Genomic DNA, 18,611 nt, shown 5'->3' on the forward strand with positions numbered 1-18,611 from the left:
GACCTGGTGAGAGGTCGGGTCGCCACCCGGCGCGGGTGAATCAATCGGCGCCGATGAGCACCTTCACGTGCGCGGTGGCGCTGCGTGCCAGGGGGCTGAGCACGTAGCCGCCCTCCAGGCAGGAGATGACGCGGCCCCGGCAGTGGCGTTTGGCCACGGCCATGAGCTGCTGCGTCACCCATTCATAGTCGGCTTCGACCAGGGCGAGATTGCCCATGTCGTCCTCGCGGTGGGCGTCGAAGCCGGCGGAGATGTAGAGGAGCTGCGGCTTGAAGGCGTCCAGCGCGGGCAGCCAGTGCTGCGTCACGGCCTCGCGGAACTCCTTGCCGCCGGTGCGGGTGGGCAGGCCGACGTTGACCATGGTGGTGGTGTGGCCCGTCTCGTCGGGGAATGGGTACAGGCCCTTCTCGAAGATGGAGCACATCAGCACGCGCTCGTCGTCCTTGAAGATGCTTTCGCTGCCGTTGCCGTGGTGCACGTCGAAGTCGATGAGCGCCACGCGCTCCAGTCCGTGCACGTCCAGCGCGTGGCGTATGCCCACGGCGACGTTGTTGAAGAAGCAAAAGCCCATGGCCGCGTCGTACTCGGCGTGGTGGCCGGGCGGGCGCACGGCGCAGAAGGCGGCGCTCACCTTGTTGCCCAGCACCAGGTCCGTGGCCTCCACCGCCGCGCCCGCGGCCCGGCGCGCGGCCGTGAGCGTGTGCGGGTTCATGTTGGTGTCGGGGTCCACGTGGTGGTAGCCCTCCGAGGGCGCGTTGTCCACGATGTTGCGCACGTGCATGGAGGAGTGGGCGCGGCCCAATTGCTCGTCGGTCGCCAGCGGTGCGTCGTACGGGACCATGTAGTCCAGCAGCCCCTTGATGAGGAGCTGGTCCTGGATGGCGCCCAGTCGCTCTGGGCATTCGGGATGGCCGGGTCCCATTTCGTGGCGAACGCAGTCAGGGTGGGTGATGTAAGCGGCGAGCAACGAAGTCTCCTGTAAGCCGGCTTTAAGAAGCCGTGATTTATTGGCATCGCATCCAGTCTGCGCCGCCTACCCGTGCGTGCGCCTGACATGGCTCAAGCCGTCAACCACCCCTGAAGCCATTTGCGCCGTGGTTTTTCGCCGTGAAAGCGACACGTCAGCCCACGCTCAGGCCGGCGACAGGAAAGGGAAAAAAAGCGGACGCGGGCTGCTCCAGTGGCTCCAGGGCGTGCGCCGTCCCACGCACCGGGAAGCCGGCTTGCCGCGCGGCGGGATACTCCCAGTCCCGCCGCCACTGCCCAGGAGCCCCCGCCGTGATGCCCAAACTCAGCCCCGAAGACGTCGAGCGCCTGGCCCGCGCGCAGCCCGCGCCCTGCGCCCACTGCGCGCCGCTGGCCTTTGCGGGCTGGGAGTCCTTCCCCGGCGACAAGAGCGACGCCGCACTGGAGGGCGTGGGCACGCTGTGGCAGGCCGGCGAGGAGGACGAGCCCACGCTGGAGGAGCACCACCCGGCCGGGACGAATTACTGGTCCCCCGAAGCGCCCATCGCGCTGCGCTGCTTTCCCGCCAACCGCAGTGAAGTCTGGTGCTGCCGCCACTGCGGCCATGCTTTTCTGCGATATACCGAATACGGCGGCTATTACGAGGACAAGCGGATTCGCTCGCTGCAGCCGGAATTGATTGTCAAGTAAATCAAACGGCGCATGCCGGGCCGGCTGGAGTATTGACGGATTTGTGCCTGCCGTCGCGGCGAGCGTGGCGTGCCACGGCGGTGACGACGCCCAAGCCGCACAGCATGAGCACCATAGAAGCGGGTTCGGGCACCGGGGTGGCCGGGGCGAATTTGTGGATGCCCGGGACCTCAAAAACTTGCCCTTGCGCGCCGACGTAAATACCAATGAAGCCGGATGCCGCCGACCCGGTGGTGTTTTCAAACACGATGCGTTGGCGCTCTTTGACGGTTTTGCTCATGTCCGAGCCGCGTACCAACTCCACGCTGACTTCCTTGGTTCCCACTTCGTTGGGCGTGCCGGTATATCTTATTCTGACCGCGGCATCGGCCAGTTGGAGAAATGAAGCCGTATTGGCCACGGTGCGCCGCGCTTCCACTGTCACAAAGCCTGTGAAAACCACTTTTGTGAAAGATGTGACTTCATAATGACCATAAGCTTCATTGACCGGTTCGGCATAGGCTCCAAAGGCGCGCAATATATTTTCATCTGCACTGCTGCGCAGCGCCCCACGCGCCACGACATCAAAGTCGCCAGGGGCCGAATGGAACGTGCCGCTCATGCTGGACCTGGCGTTGGCAATCCCAAGCAAGCTGGCGGAAACCGCCATGGTTTGAAATTCTCCAAATCCGTTGCGCTTGGTCTCCTCGTCACGTAAATCGTAGGGTTCGGCTGCTTGAAAGGTGCCGGCTCCGACCTGGGAGCCGCCCTCGGGAGAAAAGCGGATGGCGGGCGCAATACCGTCGCCGGGCCGCAGGTCGATCAGTCGGTAGCCAAAGTTGTCGATGCGCGCCCGCGCCGAGATATCTGCATGCGCTGGCAAACTGAAGCTCGACGCCAAGATGGCCAATGCCGCCACGGCAAACTGCTGCTGCATGAGTTTCTCCAGGAAGCTGGCCAGTAGGAACCTGGCCGCAGGACATGGACTGGACGGCCCCGTGTTCATCAGGCCTGGCGGCGTCTGCGGCACACCACGCCCACCAATATTCCCATGCCGCTCAGCATCATTGCGACCGTATTGGGCTCGGGTACAGGAAAGAATGATTGCCCCATGCCGGACATGCCGCCTTCCAGAATCAGGTGGCGTGCCGCTGCGCTGTGGTTGGAAAAGACCATGTCAATTTCATAATCGTTGTGCTGGCTGTCCACGGTGCCGCGGGGAATACGGATGAAACGCCCCAGGCCGTCGATGATTTCGCGGTTCTCGTCTAGCAGCGACAATCCCCCTGACAGGTTCATTTCTTCGTATCGCGCCCCGCGCTTGCCCTGGGTCTGTGCGGCTTCCAATGTCAATGTCCCGCTCCAAGTCACCTGCGTGTACGGTGCCACGGTCATGGTCCAATACAGGCCCGGCTGACCGCTGATCGCTTGCAACTGAACCAAGCTGGCCTGTACGGGATTGCCCCTGGGGGTCACCGCATTTCCGCTCACGAACCACTCGAAACTGCGGCTCGACAAGGCTCCGGAAATGCCAAACGCAGCATCGCTGCGCCCGCTAGAAACGGCACGGGTAATGGACAAGTTTTCCTGAAGCAAGCCTATTTTCGTTGCGGAAGAGCCTTTCATCTGGTTATCGCGAAAACCGGCGTAAGGGCCTTCTGCGGCATTGAGGTCGATGTAGTAGCCGGCGTTCCCAAAGTCGAGCGACGGCGCCATGCCATCGCTGGGCCGCAGGTCGGTCAATTGATAGCCGAAATCATTGATGCGGGCACTGAGCCGTATATCGGCCTGAGCCGTGCCCGCGGCCATGCCTGCGACGGCTGCCGCAATCGTCACCAGCTTGAAATGCATTGCCACGCTCCTTCAGCCGCCACCACTGGATTAATGGGTGGATATTAAAGGGGGCGTTTATCCCTATTAAATCCATGACGCCGGCAAGACTTGATTTACGTGTCGTGAAATTTGATGCTGTATTTGTTTCACTTTTGATGTGGGAATAAAAATGATTTTGGCTGCTTTTGTCGTGAGTTTCGGCTATTGCGGCGACCCCACGCGTGCCCTGACCTCAGGCCTGGGCCTTGATGGCCACCGTGGCCCGGGCTGGGGACTGCGACGCGCACGGGCGACCGCAGCCGTCGCGCCGCCGCGGCAGGCCGCGCTCAGCGTTGGCCGAAGCGGTTCTCGATGAACAGGTGCTTGTATTCGTGCGGCTGGCAGCGCCAGTACTGCGGCGGGGCGAACACCTGGGCGCCCAGCGCGGCGGCGGCGTGCCAGGGCCAGCGCGGGTCGTAGAGCATGGCACGGGCCAGGGACACGGCATCGGCCTCGCCCTCGGCCACGATGGCCTCGGCCTGGCGCGGCTCTGTGATCAGGCCGACCGCCATGGTGGGCAGGCCGACTTCCGCCTTCACCCGCTGCGCGTAGGGCACCTGGTAGCCCGGGCCCAGGCGTATGGCCTGCAGGGGCGACAGGCCGCCGGTGGTGACGTGGATGGCGGCGCAGCCGCGGGCCTTGAGCGCCTGTGACAGGGCGACGGTGCCTTCGATGTCCCAGCCGCCCGGCACCCAGTCGGTGGCGGAGATGCGCGCCCACACCGGGCGCTCGGCGGGGAAGGCGGCGCGCACGGCGTCGAACACCTCCAGCGGCAGCCGCATGCGGTTGTCCAGGCTGCCGCCGTACTCGTCGTCGCGCTGGTTGGCCAGCGGCGACAGGAACTGGTGCAGCAGGTAGCCGTGCGCGAAGTGCAGCTCTATCGCCTCCAGCCCCAGGCGGGCGGCCCGGCGCGCGGCGCAGGCGAAGTCGTCGCGCACCTTGCGCAGCCCGGCGGCGTCCAGCGCGGCGGGGGCGTCTTCCTCCGGGCTGTGTGGCAGCGGCGAGGGGGCGACGGTCTTCCAGCCCAGGGGCTCATTCGGCGCGATCTGCGTGCCGCCGTCCCAGGGCGCGCGCGAGGAGCCCTTGCGGCCGGCATGTGCCAATTGCACGGCGATGGGCATGGGCGAATGGGCGCGCACGGCCTGCAGCACGCGGGCCAGGCCGGCCTCGTTGTCGTCGCTGTAGAGGCCCAGGTCAAAGGGGGAAATGCGTCCCTCGGGGGAGACGGCCGTGGCCTCCAGGATGAGCAGCCCCGCACCGGAGAGCGCCAGCGTGCCCAAGTGCATGAGGTGCCAATCGCCGGGCGTGCCTTCGCGCGCCGAGTACTGGCACATGGGCGCGATGACGATGCGGTTCATCAGGCGCAGCGCGCCGAGGTCCAGAGGTTGAAAGAGGGCGCTCATCGGAGTCCTGTGGTGGTGGTTCTGGCGGCCTGGGCGATCAGGCGATTGGGCGGCTGGCGGCAAGACGTGCGCCCGCCGCGGGCCAGCCCGGCCCGGGGCGGGCACGGGCTGCCTTTGTACCGCCACGGGGGGCGGCCCGGGGTGTTGCGCCGCCGCCATGGGCGCGGTCGCGGACCCGGGGCTGCCGGCGGGCTCGGGATAATCCCGCCCTCCGGTGGACGAGGAGCGTGGGAATGGATGTGGCGATGCTGGCCGTGCTGGCCGCGGGCGTGCTGGCTGGCGGCGGCGCGGCGGTGCTGTGGATGCGGCCGCGCCAGCAGGCGGCCGTGGCGCTGGCGCTGGCCCGCGCCCAAGCCGAGGGCCAGGCGCAGCAGTCCGCCGCCCTGGCCCGCGCCGAGAACGCCGAAGGCGCGCTGCGCCAGCAGGGCGAGGAGCTGCGCGTGCTGCGCGGCCGCGCCGAGGCGCTGCAAAGCGCGCTGGACGGGCTGCGCGACGAGGCCGCGGGCCTGCGCGAGCGCGCCGGGCGCGTGCCGCGCCTGGAAGCCGATCTGCAGGACCTGCGCCTGCAGCTGCAGGACGAGCAGGACACCCGCCAGCGTCTGGCCGCCGCCGAGGCCGAGCACGCGCAGCGTGCGCAGCAGTTGGACGCGCAACTGCGCGAGCTCAAGGCCGCCTTCGAGCGCGTGGACGCCGAGGGCCGCCGCCACGCCGCCGAGGCGCGCGGCCTGGCCGAGCAGCTCGACGCCGAGCGGCGCGGCTCGGCCGAGAAGCTGGCGCTGCTCACGGCCGCGCGCGAGTCGCTCAGCGACCAGTTCAAGGCGCTGGCCGCGGACATCCTGGAAGAGAAGAGCCGGCGTTTCACCGAGCAGAACCAGGCCAACCTGGGCCAGTTGCTGGACCCGCTGCGCACGCGGCTGACCGAGTTCCAGCGCAAGGTGGAGGAGGTCTACGTCACCGAGGGCAAGGAGCGCTCGGCCCTGGCGCAGCAGGTGCGCCAGCTCGCCGAGCTGAACCAGGCGCTGAGCGAGGACGCGAAGAACCTCACCTCCGCCCTCAAGGGCTCGACGAAGTCCCAGGGCAACTGGGGCGAGCTGATCCTGGAGCGCGTGCTGGAGGCCGCGGGGCTGCGCAAGGGGCAGGAGTACGTGACGCAGGACAGCCGCGTCGATGCCGACGGCCAGCGGCTGCAGCCGGACGTGGTGATCCACCTGCCGGAGGAGCGGCGCCTCGTGGTGGACGCCAAGGTGTCGCTCATCGCCTACGAGCGCTACGCCAATGCCGAGGACGAGGCGGCGCGTGCGGGCCACCTGCGCCAGCACCTGGATTCCGTGCGCGCGCACCTGCGCGGCCTCTCCGACAAGCACTACCAGCACCTGTACGGCCTGCACTCGCTGGACTTCGTGCTGATGTTCATGCCGGTGGAGCCGGCCTTCATGCTGGCGGTGACGCACGACGGCGAGCTGTTCATGGACGCGTGGCGGCGCAACGTGCTGCTGGTGAGCCCGTCCACGCTGCTGTTCGTGTTGCGCACGGTGTCGCACCTGTGGCGCCAGGAGGCGCAAAACCGCAACGCGCAGGAGATCGCCCGGCGCGGCGGCGAGCTCTACGACCGGCTGTGCGGCTTTGCCAACGAGCTCAAGCGCGCGGGCGAGGCGCTGCGCTCGGCGCAGAAGTGCTTCGACGACGCGGAAAAGAAGCTCGCGAGCGGGCGGGGCAACGTGATCCGGCAGGCGGAGATGCTCAAGGACCTGGGCATCAAGCCGGCCAAGCAGTTGCCGGCGCACTTGACCGAGCGGGCCGAGGCCGACGAGGCGGCCGGAGTGGCGCTGGCGCGCACGGTGGCGGCGATCGAGGCAGGGGCCGTCATGCCCGGCGCCGTGGACGACACGGCCTGACGGGCGGCGCCGTCTCAGCCCGCGGCGGCCGCGCTGCCCTGAGGCGGGGCCGCGCCGCTGCGGCGTGCGCCGGCCTGGCCCAGCGCGTCAAACCCGCACCCCCGCCGCAGCAGCCGCAGCACCACGTCCTCCTGCGGGAACAGCGCCGTGAGCGCGTCCTCCACGCGCAGCAAGTGGCGCTGCAGCCGGCGCCGCGCGGTGTCGCGGCCGAGCAGGGACAGCAGCGTGGTCTTGCCCTCGTCCTGGTGCGTGTCCTTGCCGGTGGGCGCAAGGGCGCCGTCGTCCTTCAAGTCGTCCAGGAGCTGGAAGGCCTGGCCGATGTCGTCGGCGCAGCGGCCCAGCGCGTCCTGCACGTCGGCCTGCGCGCCGGCGGCGATGGCCGCGCCTTGGAGCGCGGCGCGGAACAGCGCGCCCGTCTTGCAGCGGTTGACCACCGCGGCGTCGCGCGCCGTGCGGGCGCCCTCGGTGCAGCGCAGGTCGCGCAACTGGCCGCCCACCAGCCCCTGGCAACCCACGGCGTCGGCCAGCAACACGGTCAGCCGCGCACGCGGGCCGGGCTCCAGCGCCGGTGAGGCGGCCGCCAGCCGGAAGGCCTGGCTGAGCAGGCCGATCACCGCCAGCGAGGCCACGTCCTCGCCGAACTGGCGGTGCAGCGTGGGCCGGCCGCGGCGCAGGCTGGCGTCGTCCATGCAAGGCAAGTCGTCCATGACCAGCGAGGCGGCATGCACGAGCTCCAGCGCGCAGGCCGCGTCCATCACCGAGGACGCCGGCCGGCCCAGCGCGTGCGTGGCCGCCAGCAGCAGCAGCGGCCGGATGCGCTTGCCCGGCGACAGCGCGGCCTCGCGCATGGCCGCCACCACCAGGTCGGCGGCGTCGCGCGGCTTGGGCAGCGCTGCGGCCAGGTGCGCCTCGAAACCCGAGCGCAGGCCGGACAGCACGGGGTCGTCCACGGCGGGCAGGAACACCATCGGGTCTGCGGCGGAAAGCGTCATGGCTTGGGCAAAGGCTGGTGAGGAAACGCCCGCGCCAACCCAGGGCGGCGCGTGCCTTGCTCCCGGGCGGCACCCGGGACGGTCTTTTTAGAGCAGGCGGCGCGCCGCCGCGTTCCCGGGACCTTGGAGGCGGCGTGGGCCGCCGCACGTTCATCAGCCGGGGACATGGCATGAAGGGGTCGCTATGGCTTCCACTGCGCACATGCGCTTGATTTCTCAAGCATCCAGCCGCTGCCCGCCATGACGCGCTTTGCCGTCATCGCGCCGCCCTTCCTGAGCCACGTGCGCACGCTCGAAGGTTTAACAAGCGAGCTGTTGCGCCGGGGCCATGAGGTGACGTGGATCGCCCGCCCCGAGGTGCGCGCGCTCATCAGTGACCAGCGCATTGGCTTCAAGCCCGTGGGCCGGGGCGACGAGCCCAAGCGGCCGCTGTCCGAAGTGGCTGCGCGCGCGGCGCGGCCCGGCACGCCCTGGGGGCTGCGCCGCGTGATCCAGGACATGGCCGAGGGCACCGCGCTGCTGTGCCGCCACGGCCGGCAAGCCTTGCGGCAAGCCGGGGCGCAGGTGGTCGTTGCCGACCAGATGGAGGCCGCCGGCGGCCTGCTGGCCGAGTCGCTGGGGCTACCCTGCGTGTCCGTGGCCTGCGCGCTGCCGGTCAACCGCGAGCCGCTGGTGCCGCTGCCCGTCATGCCCTGGCGCTACGAGGACAGCGAGCGCGCCCGCCACCGCAACGAGGCCAGCACGCGCGTCTACGACTGGATGATGGCGCCGCATGCCCGGGCCATCGCCGAGTCGGCCCGGCTGCTGGGCCTGCCGCCGCGCACGCACCTGGCGCAGTGCCTCTCGACGCAGTTGCAGATCAGCCAGACCACGCCGGGCTTCGATTTCCCGCGCACCCAATTGCCGCCGTGCTTTCACGCCGTTGGGCCGCTGCGCCCGCCGCCGCGGGACGAGCCGCCGCTGGTGCTGCCCGTGCGCGACGGCAAGGCTTTCATCTTCGCCTCGCTGGGAACCATGCAGGGCGGGCGCCTGGCGCTGTTCCAGCGCATCGCCCGCGCCTGCCGCGAGTTGGATGCGCAACTGCTGCTGGCGCACTGCGGCTGGCTGGACGCGGCGCAGGTGGAAGCCGTGCGGGCCGCGGGCGCGACCTGGGTGACGGATTTCGCCCCGCAGCGCGCGGCGCTGGCGCGCGCCGATGCGGTGGTCAGCCACGGCGGGCTCAACACGGTGCTGGACGCGCTGGTGGCCGGCACGCCCATGCTGGCGCTGCCCATCGCCTTCGACCACCCCGGCGCCGCGGCGCGCCTGGTGCACGCGGGCGCGGGCCTGAGCCTGTCGCCGCGGCTGGCCACGGCGGGGGCCATTCGCCGGCGCTTGCAGCGCTTGCTCACGGACACGCCCTTCCGCGCCAACGCGCGCAGGCTGGGCGCCGAGGTGGCCACCGCCGGCGGCGCCGTGCGGGCGGTCACGCTCATGGAACAGATTTTCGGGCTCCCATCGCCCGCGGAGGTGCGGCTTGCCGGCTGAACACGCGTTGTCCTTGGGTTCGGCGCTGGATGCGGACGTGATCCTCGTCGGCGGCGGCCTGGCCAATGGCCTCATCGCCTGGCGCATGTGGCAGGCGCGGCCGGACGTGCACGTGCTGCTGCTCGAAGCCGGCGCCACCTTGGGCGGCAACCACACCTGGTCTTTCCACCCCACGGACCTGAGCGCGGCGCAGCGCGCGTGGATAGCGCCGCTGGTGGCCCACCGCTGGGACGCGCACGAGGTCGTCTTCCCGCAATGCCGGCGCGTGCTGCGCGGCGGCTATGCCAGCCTCACCTCGGACCGTTTCCACGCGCAACTGTCGGCCGCGCTGGGCAACCGGGTGCGCTACGGCGTGCCGGTGGCGTCGCTCACGCCCACGCAGGTGCGGCTGGCCGACGGAGGCGTGCTGCGCGCGGGCGCGGTCATCGACGGCCGCGGCCTGCGCCGCAGCCCGGCGCTGTCGCTGGGCCATCAGAAATTCCTGGGCCAGGAGCTGGAGCTGCGCGAGCCGCACGGCCTCGCGCATCCGCTGCTCATGGACGCCGGCGTGGACCAGCACGACGGCTACCGCTTCGTCTACGTGCTGCCCTTCACCGCGACCACGCTGCTGGTGGAGGACACCTACTACGCCGACGCGACCACGCTGGACGTGCCGGTGCTGCGCGCGCGCATTGCCCGCTACGTGCAGCGCCACGGCTGGCAGGTGCGCCGCGTGCTGCGCGAGGAGCAGGGCGTGCTGCCCATCGTCCTCTCCGGCGACGTGCAGGCCTTCTGGCGTGAGGCCGCCGGCGTGCCCTGCTCAGGCCTGGCGGCCGGGCTGTTTCATCCCACCACGGGCTATTCCCTGCCGGACGCCGTGGCGCTGGCGGAACTGCTGGCCGTGCAATCCGATCTGTCGGCGGCGGCCCTGTTCCAGGCCGTGCGCCGCCACGCCCAGGAGCGCTGGCGCGCGAGAGGCTTCTTCCGCCTGCTCAACCGCATGCTGTTCCGTTCGGCTCAACCTCACCAGCGCTGGAAGGTCATGCAACGTTTCTACGGACTGCCGGAATCGCTCATCGCGCGCTTCTACGCCGCGCAACTCCATCCGCTGGACAAGCTGCGCATCGTCGCGGGCAAGCCGCCCGTGCCCTTGGGCGCGGCGCTGCGGGCGGCGCTGGACCGGCCGTCGTCCGGCCGCGTGGAGGTGCACCAATGAGCGGGGAGCGCCGTGCGGTGGTCATCGGCGCGGGCTTCGGCGGCATCGCGCTGGCCGTGCGGCTGCAGTCCGCCGGCATCCACACCACGCTGGTCGAGGCGCGCGACAAGCCCGGCGGCCGCGCCTACGTCTACGAGGACCAGGGCTTCACGTTCGACGCCGGGCCCACGGTCATCACCGACCCGTCGGCGCTGGAGGAGCTGTTCGCCCTCAGCGGCCGGCGGATGAAGGACTACGTGGAGCTGCTGCCCGTGTCGCCCTTCTACCGGCTGTGCTGGGAGGACGGCTCCTTCTTCGACTACGACAACGACCAGGCGCGGCTGGACGAGCAGATCCGGCAGCGCTGCCCGCAGGACGTGGAGGGCTACCAGCGCTTCCTGCACTACTCGCGCGAGGTGTTCAACGAGGGCTACCTCAAGCTGGGCACGGTGCCGTTTCTCTCGTTTCGCTCCATGGCCGCCGCCGGGCCGCAGCTCATGCGGCTGCAGGCCTGGCGCAGCGTGTACGCCATGGTGGCGCGCTTCATCCACGACGAGCATCTGCGCCAGGCGTTCTCGTTCCACTCGCTGCTGGTGGGCGGCAATCCCTTCGCCACGTCCTCCATCTATGCGCTCATCCACGCGCTGGAGCGGCAGTGGGGCGTGTGGTTCCCGCGCGGCGGCACCGGCGCCCTGGTGCGGGCGCTTGTAAAACTGTTCGAGGACCTGGGCGGCACGGTGCGGCTGAACGCGCCGGTGGAGCGCATCGAGCTGCGCGACGGGCGGGCCTGCGGCGTGGTGCTGCGCGGCGGCGAGCGGCTGGCGGCGGACCGCGTGGCCTCCAACGCCGACGTGGTCCACACCTACGAGCGCCTGCTGGGCCACGAGCCGCGCGGCGTGGCGCAGGCCAAGGCGCTCAAGGGCAAGCGCTTCAGCATGTCGCTGCTGGTCATCCACTTCGGCCTGCGCCGCCACCACGCGCACTTGCGCCACCACATGGTGTGCTTCGGCCAGCGCTACCGCGAGCTGATCAAGGAGATCTTCGCCGGGCCGTTGCCCGACGATTTTTCGCTCTACCTGCATTCGCCCTGCGTCACCGACCCCTCGCTGGCGCCGCCGGGCTGTGGCAGCCACTACGTGCTGGCGCCCGTGCCGCATTTGGGCCACGCGCCGGTGGACTGGAGCGTGGAGGGCCCGCGCATGCGCGAGCGCATCCTGCAGTACCTGGAGGAGCGCCACATGCCGGGGCTGCGCGGCGACCTGGTGACCTGCCGCATCTTCACGCCGGCCGATTTCCGCGACGAGCTCCATGCCCATCTCGGCTCGGCCTTCTCGCTGGAGCCGGTGCTCACGCAAAGCGCGTGGTTCCGGCCGCACAACCGCGATGCCGTCATCCCCAACCTCTACATCGCCGGTGCGGGCACGCACCCGGGCGCGGGCGTGCCGGGCGTGGTGGGCTCGGCCAAGGCGACGGCAGGGCTGATGCTGGAGGACATGGCATGAGCGCGATCCGACACACCGCCACCGCCGACCGCGCCCGCCGCGCGCTGCTGCGCCTCACGGCCATGCGCAAGCCGCCATCGCCGCTGACGCCACCGGCCGTGGACGCCGGCAGCCATGGCCGGCAGGTCATCCAGGCCGGCTCCAGCAGCTTTGCCGCCGCGGCCAGGCTGTTCGACCCCGGCACGCGCCGCAGCACCGTGATGCTCTACGCCTGGTGCCGCCACTGCGACGACGTGATCGACGGCCAGCAGCTCGGCCACGGCCAGCGCGAGGGCAGACGCGACCACAGCCTGCAGCGCCTGCAGGAGCTTGAAACGCTCACCCGCCGCGCCTGCGCCGGCCGGCGCAGCGGCATCCTGGCCTTCGACGGGCTGGCCGAGGTGGTGCGGCAGCACGGCATTCCTCCCGCGCTGCCGCTGGAGCACCTGGCCGGCTTTCGCATGGACGTGGAAGGCTCGCGCTACGAGACGCTGGCGGACACGCTGCTCTACTGCTACCGCGTGGCCGGCGTGGTGGGCCTGATGATGGCCCGCGTGATGGGCGCGCGCGATGCGGCCGTGCTGGACCGTGCCTGCGATCTGGGCCTGGCCTTCCAGCTCACCAACATCGCCCGCGACATCGTGGAGGACGCCGCCATCGGCCGCATCTACGTGCCGCTGCAGTGGCTGCACACGGCCGGCGTTGCGGCGGACGAGGTGTGTGACCCGCGCCACCGCCAGGCGCTGGCCGGCGTCGCGGCGCGGTTGCTGGCCGCGGCCGATCCCTACTACGCCTCGGCGCGCGCGGGGCTGGCGGCGCTGCCGGTGCGCTCGGCCTGGTCGGTGGCCACGGCGCGCGACGTGTACCGCGAAATCGGCCGCAAGGTGCATGCGCGCGGCCCGCAGGCCTGGGACACGCGCGCCCGCACCAGCAGCGCCGAGAAAGCCTGGTTCGTGGCGCGCGGCATGGCCGTGGCGCTGGCCATGCGGGCGCTGCCGGCAGCGCCGCGGCCCGCCACCCTCTGGCAACGCCCGCAGCGCGCCTGAGTTTGGGCGCACCGCGGCGCCGGCTTCAGCGCGGCGCCGTGGAGGAGGGAGAGGACGCCGGCTCGCGGCTGCCCGCGCCTTCGCGCTGCGCCCGCAGCCTTTGCAGCTCCTCGCGCAGCCGCTGCGGGGGCGGCGCCCACAGGAAGCCGAAGGACACCGCGCCATCGCGGCTGCTCACCGCGTGGTGCAACCGGTGCGCCTGGTAAAGCCTTTTGAAATAGCCGCGCCGCGGCGTGATGCGCAGCGGCCACCGCTGGTGCACCAGCCCGTCGTGGGCAATGAAGTACAGGACGCCGTAAGCCGTCATGCCCACGCCCACCCACAGCGGCACGGCGTGCCCTTGCATGCCGACCCAGATCAGCGCGATGGCGATGCCCGCCGACACCAGCGCATACAAATCGTTCTTCTCGAAAAGGCCCTGGCGTGGCGCATGGTGCGAGGCATGCCAGCCCCAGCCTATGCCGTGCATCACGTGGCGGTGCACCCACCATGCGAAGAATTCCATGGCGACGATGGTCAGCAGGACGATGGCGACGTTCAAAAGCATGGCCATGCGGGATGATGGTTGGATGGTGGGCAAGGCGCCTGCCCTGCAAGCGGCAGATTACCGCGACGAGGAGGCTGACGCTGTGACCGCACCGCTGGTGATGACGCTGCGCGGACTGCGCAAGAGCTACCGCCTTGGGCGGCATACCGTGCCCGCGCTGCAGGGCGTGGACCTGGACCTGCGCGCCGGCGAGATGCTGGCGCTGACCGGCCCGTCGGGCAGCGGCAAGACCACGCTGCTGAACATGTGCGGGCTCATCGATTTGCCCGACGCCGGCAATGTTTTGCTCAGAGGCGAGCCGGTGCACCGGTTGAGCGAACGGCACCGCGCGCTGCTGCGGCGCGACCTGCTGGGCTTCGTCTTCCAAGGCTTCAGCCTGGTGCCCGTCATGAGCGCCGCACAGAACGTGGAGTACCCGCTGTTCCTGGCCGGCGTGCCGCAGGCCGAGCGCGACCGCCGCGTCGCCCAGGCGCTGGACGCCGTGGGCCTGGCCGCCCATGCCCGCCACCGGCCGGACGAGCTTTCGGGGGGCCAGCGCCAGCGCGTGGCCATTGCGCGGGCCCTGGTGAAACGGCCGGCGCTGGTGATCGCCGACGAGCCCACGGCCAGCCTGGACTCGCACACCGCCGAGGCCGTGCTGGACCTCATGCGCGAGCGCTGCCACGAGGACGGCGTGACCTTTCTCTTCGCCAGCCACGACGAGCGGCTGTCGCGGTGCTGCGACCGCATCGTGCGGCTGCTGGACGGCCGCATCGAGGGCGCGCCGGCGGCCGTGCCCGTCAACGCCCGGAGCGCCGCATGAGGTGGCTCACCTTTGCCGCGCAGAACGTGCTGCGCAACCGCCGCCGCTCGACGGTGGCCCTGTTCATCACCGCGCTGGGCACGGCGGCGCTGCTGCTGGCTGGCGGCTTTGCGCTCTACACCTATGACGCGCTGGCGCAGGCCGCCGTGCGCGACAGCGGCCATCTGGTGGTCGGCACCCCGCGACACTTCGAGCTCGACGAGGCCGTGCCCCTGGAGCATGGCCTGGACGACGCCGACGCGCTGCGCAGGCAACTGCTGGCCGACCCGGCCGTGCGCCACGTGCTCGCGCGCGTGGAGTTCAGCGGGCTGGTGGGCAACGGCGAGAAGTCCGTCGGCATGGCCGCCATCGCCATGGACGCCGCGGCCGAGGCGCAGGCCAAGGGCGACTTCCTGCGCGTGGTGCAGGGCGCCATGCCTGCAGGTGGTGAAGGCGGCGAGGGCGGCTGGGTGCTGCTGGGCGCGGAGCTGGCGCGCACGCTGCGCGCCGAGCCCGGCGCCGCGCTCACGCTCATGGCCACGGGCACGCGCGGCACGCTGGAGTCCGCGGCGGTGAAGCTGCGGGCCGTGATCTCCACCGGCGTGCCGGACCTGGACCGGCGGCTGCTCTACACCGACCTCGCCACCGCGCAGCGGCTGCTGCAGACGCAGCGCGTCTCCGTGCTTTCGGTTTTCCTGCGCGGCATGGAGGACGTCGCGGCGGCGCAGGCGCGGCTGGCCGAGCGCCTGCCGTCGCTCACCGTGCGCACCTGGGAGGCGCAGGCCGGCTTCTACGACAGCGTGCGCGCGCTCTACCACCGCATCTTCGGCGTGATGGGCCTGGTGATCTTCGTGATCGTGGTCGTCGTCATCGCCAACGCCATGGCCAGCGCCGTGGTGGAGCGCACGCGCGAGATCGGCACCTTGCGCGCGCTGGGCACGCTGCCGCGGCAACTGCTCACCGCGCTGGCGCTGGAGGGCCTCATCCTGGGCGGCGCCGGGGCGCTGCTTGGCGCGGCGGCGGCGGTGGCGATCTCCACGCTGCTGCGGATCTTCCCCGTGCAGATGCCGCCGCCGCCCGGGCACAGCGTGGGCTATCCGCTGCAGATCGACCTGGAGGCGTGGCCCGTGCTCAGCACGGTGCTGACCATGGCGCTGCTGTCCATGCTGGCCTCGGCCTGGGTGGCGCGCCGCGCGGTGCGCCAGCCCATCGTGGAGGCGCTGGCGCACGTCTGAGGCCGGCGGGCCGGCACGGCCCAATACTCCTTTCGAACGATGCCGCGCCCGCGGCGGCTCGTTCCTGGGGATGAGCCGCCATCCTCCTTCGCGACGGCGCCGACTGGCCGTCGGATGGATGGGCGCAACGGGCAAATAACGAAAAACTCCTCCCCATGTCAACAAGAGGGGAGCTTCATGGCTGTACCCGTCACCACCGCCGCGGTCGCATCACAGCGTGACGCCGCGGCCACCCGCAGCCGCCAGGCGCTGTCGGTGCTGGTGGTCAGCACGCTGGCCTTCACGGTGTGCTTCATGGTCTGGATGATGTTCGGCGTCATCGGCATCCCCATCAAGAAGGCACTCAACCTCAACGCCACCGAGTTCGGCCTGCTCACCGCCACGCCCGTGCTCACCGGCTCGCTGGTGCGCGTGCCGCTGGGCATCTGGACCGACCGCTTCGGCGGCCGCATCGTCATGACGCTGCTCATGGCGTCCACGGTCCCGGCCATCTTCCTGATGGCCTACGCCACGCAGTACTGGCACTTCATCGCCATCGGCCTCTTCGTGGGCCTGGCCGGGGGCTCGTTCTCGGTGGGCACGCCTTACGTCGCGCGCTGGTTTCCCAAGAACCGCCAGGGCTTCGCCATGGGCGTCTATGGCGCGGGCAACTCCGGCGCGGCGGTGAACAAGTTCATCGCGCCGGCCATCGTGGTGGCCGCCGGCTGGGCCATGGTGCCGCAGGTGTACGCGGCCGTGATGCTGGGCACCGTGGCGCTGTTCTGGCTGTTCAGCCGCTCCGACCCGGCGCACCTGGTCACCAGCAAGGCCTCGTTCCGCGAGCAACTGCAGGCGCTCAAGGACCCGCGCGTGCTCAAGTACTGCCAGTACTACAGCATCGTGTTCGGCGGCTACGTGGGCCTGTCGCTGTGGATGGTGCAGTACTACGTGGGCGAGTACGGGCTGGACATCCGCGTCGCGGCGCTGCTGGCGGCCTGCTTCTCGCTGCCCGGCGGCGTGCTGCGCGCCATCGGCGGCTGGCTCTCCGACAAGTACGGCGCCCACTCCGTCACCTGGTGGGTGATGTGGGTGAGCTGGATCTGCCTGTTCGCGCTGTCTTACCCGCAGACCGACTTCACGGTGCTCACGGTCAACGGCCCGGCCACCTTCCACATCGGCCTGAACGTCTATGCCTTCACGGGGCTGATGGCGGTGCTGGGCGTGGCCTTCGCGTTCGGCAAGGCCAGCGTCTTCAAGTACATCGCCAACGACTACCCGACCAACATCGGCGCCATCAGCGGCATCGTGGGCCTGGCCGGCGGCATGGGCGGCTTCCTGCTGCCCATCCTGTTCGGCGCGCTCATGGACCTCACCGGCGTGCGCTCCAGCGCCTTCATGCTGCTCTACGGCGTGGTCTGGGTGTCGCTGATCTGGATGTACTTCACCGAGGTCCGCAGCCGCCCCGTGCTGGGCAGCGCCGCGGCCTGAGCCTCGAAGTTCCCCGGCGTCGCGCGCATCTCACTGTCCTTCTCCCACCCCCCCGCGCGCGACGCCACCTCTTTTCTTCTTCCGTCACACACGGAGAACCCTCATGAGTTCCACCTCTCCCTCCGCCGTCGCACTGGGTGCACGGCAGGGCCGCACGCTCCAGCACTGGGCGCCTGAAGACAAGGCGTTCTGGTCGCGCGAAGGCGAAGCCGTTGCCCGCCGCAACCTCTGGCTGTCCGTTCCCGCGCTGTTCCTGGCCTTCGCCATCTGGCAGGTCTGGAGCGTGGTGGCGGTGAGCCTGCCCTCGCTGGGCTTCCAGTACTCCACCAACCAGCTCTTCTGGCTGGCGGCGGCGCCCGCGCTCTCCGGGGCCACGCTGCGCATCTTTTATTCCTTCATGGTCCCGGTGTTCGGTGGCCGCCGCTGGACGGCCATCTCCACCGCCTCGCTGCTGATTCCCGCGCTGGGCATCGGCTTCGCGGTGCAGGACAACACCACGGGCTACCCCACCATGCTGCTGCTGGCGCTGCTGTGCGGCCTGGGCGGCGGCAACTTCAGCTCGTCCATGGCCAACATCAGCTTCTTCTTCCCCAAGGAGAAGAAGGGCGCGGCCCTGGGCGTCAACGCCGGCCTGGGCAACCTCGGCGTGTCGGTGGTGCAGTTCCTGTCGCCGCTGGTCATCGCCCTGGGCCTGTTCGGCGCCATCGGCGGCGAGGCCCAGCAGATCATGAAGAACGGCGCCGCCTCCACCGTGTGGGCCCAGAACGCCGCCTTCATCTGGGTGCCGTTCATCGCGCTGGCAGCCGTGGCCGCCTGGTTCGGCATGAACGACATCGCCGACGCCAAGGCCTCCTTCGCCGCGCAGGCCGCCATCTTCCGCCGCAAGCACAACTGGCTGATGTGCGTGCTGTACCTGGGCTGCTTCGGCTCCTTCATCGGCTACGCCGCGGGCTTTCCGCTGCTGATCAAGAGCCAGTTCCCGGGCGTGAACCCGCTGGCCTACGCCTGGATGGGCCCGCTGACCGGCGCGCTCATCCGCCCCGTGGGCGGCTGGCTGGCCGACAAGCTGGGCGGCGCCCGCGTGACCGTCTGGAACTTCGCCGTCATGGCGCTGGCCGTGGTGGGCGTGCTGCACTTCCTGCCCACCAATGGCGTGGGCGGCAGCTTCACCGGCTTCTTCGCCATGTTCCTGGTGCTGTTCATGACCACCGGCATTGGCAACGGCTCCACCTTCCGCATGATCCCGGTGATCTTCCTGAACCAGGCCCTGCGCGGCGTGGACCGCCATGACGCCGTGGCCGTGGCCCGCGCCACCAAGGAAGGCAACACCGAGGGCGCGGCCACGCTGGGCTTCACCGGCGCCATCGGGGCCTACGGCGGCTTCTTCATCCCCAAGAGCTACGGCACCTCCATCTCGCTGACCGGCGGCCCGGAGGCGGCGCTGTACTGCTTCATCGGCTTCTACGTTCTGTGCGTGGCCATCACCTGGTGGTTCTACGCCCGCAAGCACGCCGAGATGCCCTGCTGAGGCCGGCGCGAAGGCGCCCTCCACGACT

At 70.2% G+C, this 18,611-nt stretch carries 16 protein-coding genes; 10 read left to right on the forward strand and 6 right to left on the reverse strand.

Going from position 1 to position 18,611, the window contains the following annotated elements:
• Nucleotides 1–40 precede the first annotated feature (40 nt).
• Nucleotides 41–967: a histone deacetylase family protein gene (locus SM757_RS18670; protein WP_084267233.1), complete on the reverse strand. Its 927-nt coding sequence runs from the start codon at nt 965–967 to the stop codon at nt 41–43.
• Nucleotides 968–1,281: 314 nt separating this feature from the next.
• On the opposite strand from SM757_RS18670, the gene SM757_RS18675 reads away from it, so the two are divergent.
• Complete coding sequence (locus SM757_RS18675) at nt 1,282–1,656, forward strand: hypothetical protein (RefSeq protein ID WP_322466645.1); 375 nt, start codon at nt 1,282–1,284, stop codon at nt 1,654–1,656.
• Nucleotide 1,657: 1 nt separating this feature from the next.
• Here SM757_RS18675 and SM757_RS18680 read toward each other — a convergent pair whose 3' ends face one another.
• From SM757_RS18680 to SM757_RS18690, 3 genes are all read right to left on the reverse strand, one after another.
• The gene (locus tag SM757_RS18680) at nt 1,658–2,572 is read right to left on the reverse strand and encodes a PEP-CTERM sorting domain-containing protein (RefSeq protein ID WP_322466646.1); all 915 of its coding nucleotides are present in this window, start codon (nt 2,570–2,572) and stop codon (nt 1,658–1,660) included.
• Nucleotides 2,573–2,640: 68 nt separating this feature from the next.
• Nucleotides 2,641–3,486, reverse strand: coding sequence for a PEP-CTERM sorting domain-containing protein (locus tag SM757_RS18685; RefSeq protein WP_322466647.1), 846 nt, complete (start codon nt 3,484–3,486; stop codon nt 2,641–2,643).
• Nucleotides 3,487–3,794: 308 nt separating this feature from the next.
• Nucleotides 3,795–4,910 carry an NADH:flavin oxidoreductase/NADH oxidase gene (locus SM757_RS18690; RefSeq protein ID WP_066332899.1) on the reverse strand — a complete coding sequence of 372 codons (1,116 nt, stop codon included), beginning with the start codon at nt 4,908–4,910 and terminating at the stop codon, nt 3,795–3,797.
• A 233-nt stretch (nt 4,911–5,143) separates the two neighbouring features.
• On the opposite strand from SM757_RS18690, the gene rmuC reads away from it, so the two are divergent.
• Nucleotides 5,144–6,805, forward strand: a complete 1,662-nt coding sequence (gene rmuC, locus SM757_RS18695) for a DNA recombination protein RmuC (protein ID WP_322466648.1) — start codon at nt 5,144–5,146, stop codon at nt 6,803–6,805.
• A 14-nt stretch (nt 6,806–6,819) separates the two neighbouring features.
• Here rmuC and SM757_RS18700 read toward each other — a convergent pair whose 3' ends face one another.
• A complete protein-coding gene (locus SM757_RS18700) occupies nt 6,820–7,797 on the reverse strand; it encodes a polyprenyl synthetase family protein (protein ID WP_322466649.1) in 978 nt (325 codons plus the stop codon).
• Nucleotides 7,798–8,037: 240 nt separating this feature from the next.
• Between SM757_RS18700 and SM757_RS18705 the strand changes: the two genes are divergently transcribed.
• Genes SM757_RS18705 through SM757_RS18720 form a run of 4 tightly spaced genes read left to right on the forward strand, consistent with a single transcriptional unit; the run spans nt 8,038 to nt 13,025 of the window.
• Nucleotides 8,038–9,324 carry a glycosyltransferase gene (locus SM757_RS18705; RefSeq protein ID WP_066332894.1) on the forward strand — a complete coding sequence of 429 codons (1,287 nt, stop codon included), beginning with the start codon at nt 8,038–8,040 and terminating at the stop codon, nt 9,322–9,324.
• Nucleotides 9,314–10,519: a lycopene beta-cyclase CrtY gene (gene crtY, locus SM757_RS18710; protein ID WP_322466650.1), complete on the forward strand. Its 1,206-nt coding sequence runs from the start codon at nt 9,314–9,316 to the stop codon at nt 10,517–10,519. Before SM757_RS18705 ends, crtY begins: the two co-directional genes overlap by 11 nt.
• The gene (locus SM757_RS18715) at nt 10,516–12,000 is read left to right on the forward strand and encodes a phytoene desaturase (protein WP_322466651.1); all 1,485 of its coding nucleotides are present in this window, start codon (nt 10,516–10,518) and stop codon (nt 11,998–12,000) included. Before crtY ends, SM757_RS18715 begins: the two co-directional genes overlap by 4 nt.
• Nucleotides 11,997–13,025, forward strand: a complete 1,029-nt coding sequence (locus tag SM757_RS18720) for a phytoene/squalene synthase family protein (RefSeq protein ID WP_322466652.1) — start codon at nt 11,997–11,999, stop codon at nt 13,023–13,025. The genes SM757_RS18715 and SM757_RS18720 overlap by 4 nt, the downstream gene beginning before the upstream one ends.
• A 25-nt stretch (nt 13,026–13,050) precedes the next feature.
• Here the strand turns inward: SM757_RS18720 and SM757_RS18725 are convergent, their stop codons facing one another.
• Nucleotides 13,051–13,578, reverse strand: a complete 528-nt coding sequence (locus tag SM757_RS18725) for a sterol desaturase family protein (RefSeq protein ID WP_322466653.1) — start codon at nt 13,576–13,578, stop codon at nt 13,051–13,053.
• Between the two features lie 94 nt (nt 13,579–13,672).
• On the opposite strand from SM757_RS18725, the gene SM757_RS18730 reads away from it, so the two are divergent.
• From SM757_RS18730 to SM757_RS18745, 4 genes are all read left to right on the forward strand, one after another.
• Nucleotides 13,673–14,374, forward strand: coding sequence for an ABC transporter ATP-binding protein (locus tag SM757_RS18730; RefSeq protein ID WP_407655781.1), 702 nt, complete (start codon nt 13,673–13,675; stop codon nt 14,372–14,374).
• Complete coding sequence (locus SM757_RS18735) at nt 14,371–15,588, forward strand: ABC transporter permease (protein ID WP_066332877.1); 1,218 nt, start codon at nt 14,371–14,373, stop codon at nt 15,586–15,588. The genes SM757_RS18730 and SM757_RS18735 overlap by 4 nt, the downstream gene beginning before the upstream one ends.
• 177 nt (nt 15,589–15,765) lie before the next feature.
• A complete protein-coding gene (locus SM757_RS18740; RefSeq protein WP_322466655.1) occupies nt 15,766–17,055 on the forward strand; it encodes an MFS transporter in 1,290 nt (429 codons plus the stop codon).
• A 103-nt stretch (nt 17,056–17,158) separates the two neighbouring features.
• Complete coding sequence (locus SM757_RS18745; RefSeq protein WP_322466656.1) at nt 17,159–18,583, forward strand: NarK family nitrate/nitrite MFS transporter; 1,425 nt, start codon at nt 17,159–17,161, stop codon at nt 18,581–18,583.
• The last annotated feature ends 28 nt before the right edge of the window (nt 18,584–18,611 follow it).

The organism is Azohydromonas lata (assembly GCF_034427735.1).
In the GTDB taxonomy this organism is placed as follows: domain Bacteria; phylum Pseudomonadota; class Gammaproteobacteria; order Burkholderiales; family Burkholderiaceae_C; genus Azohydromonas; species Azohydromonas lata.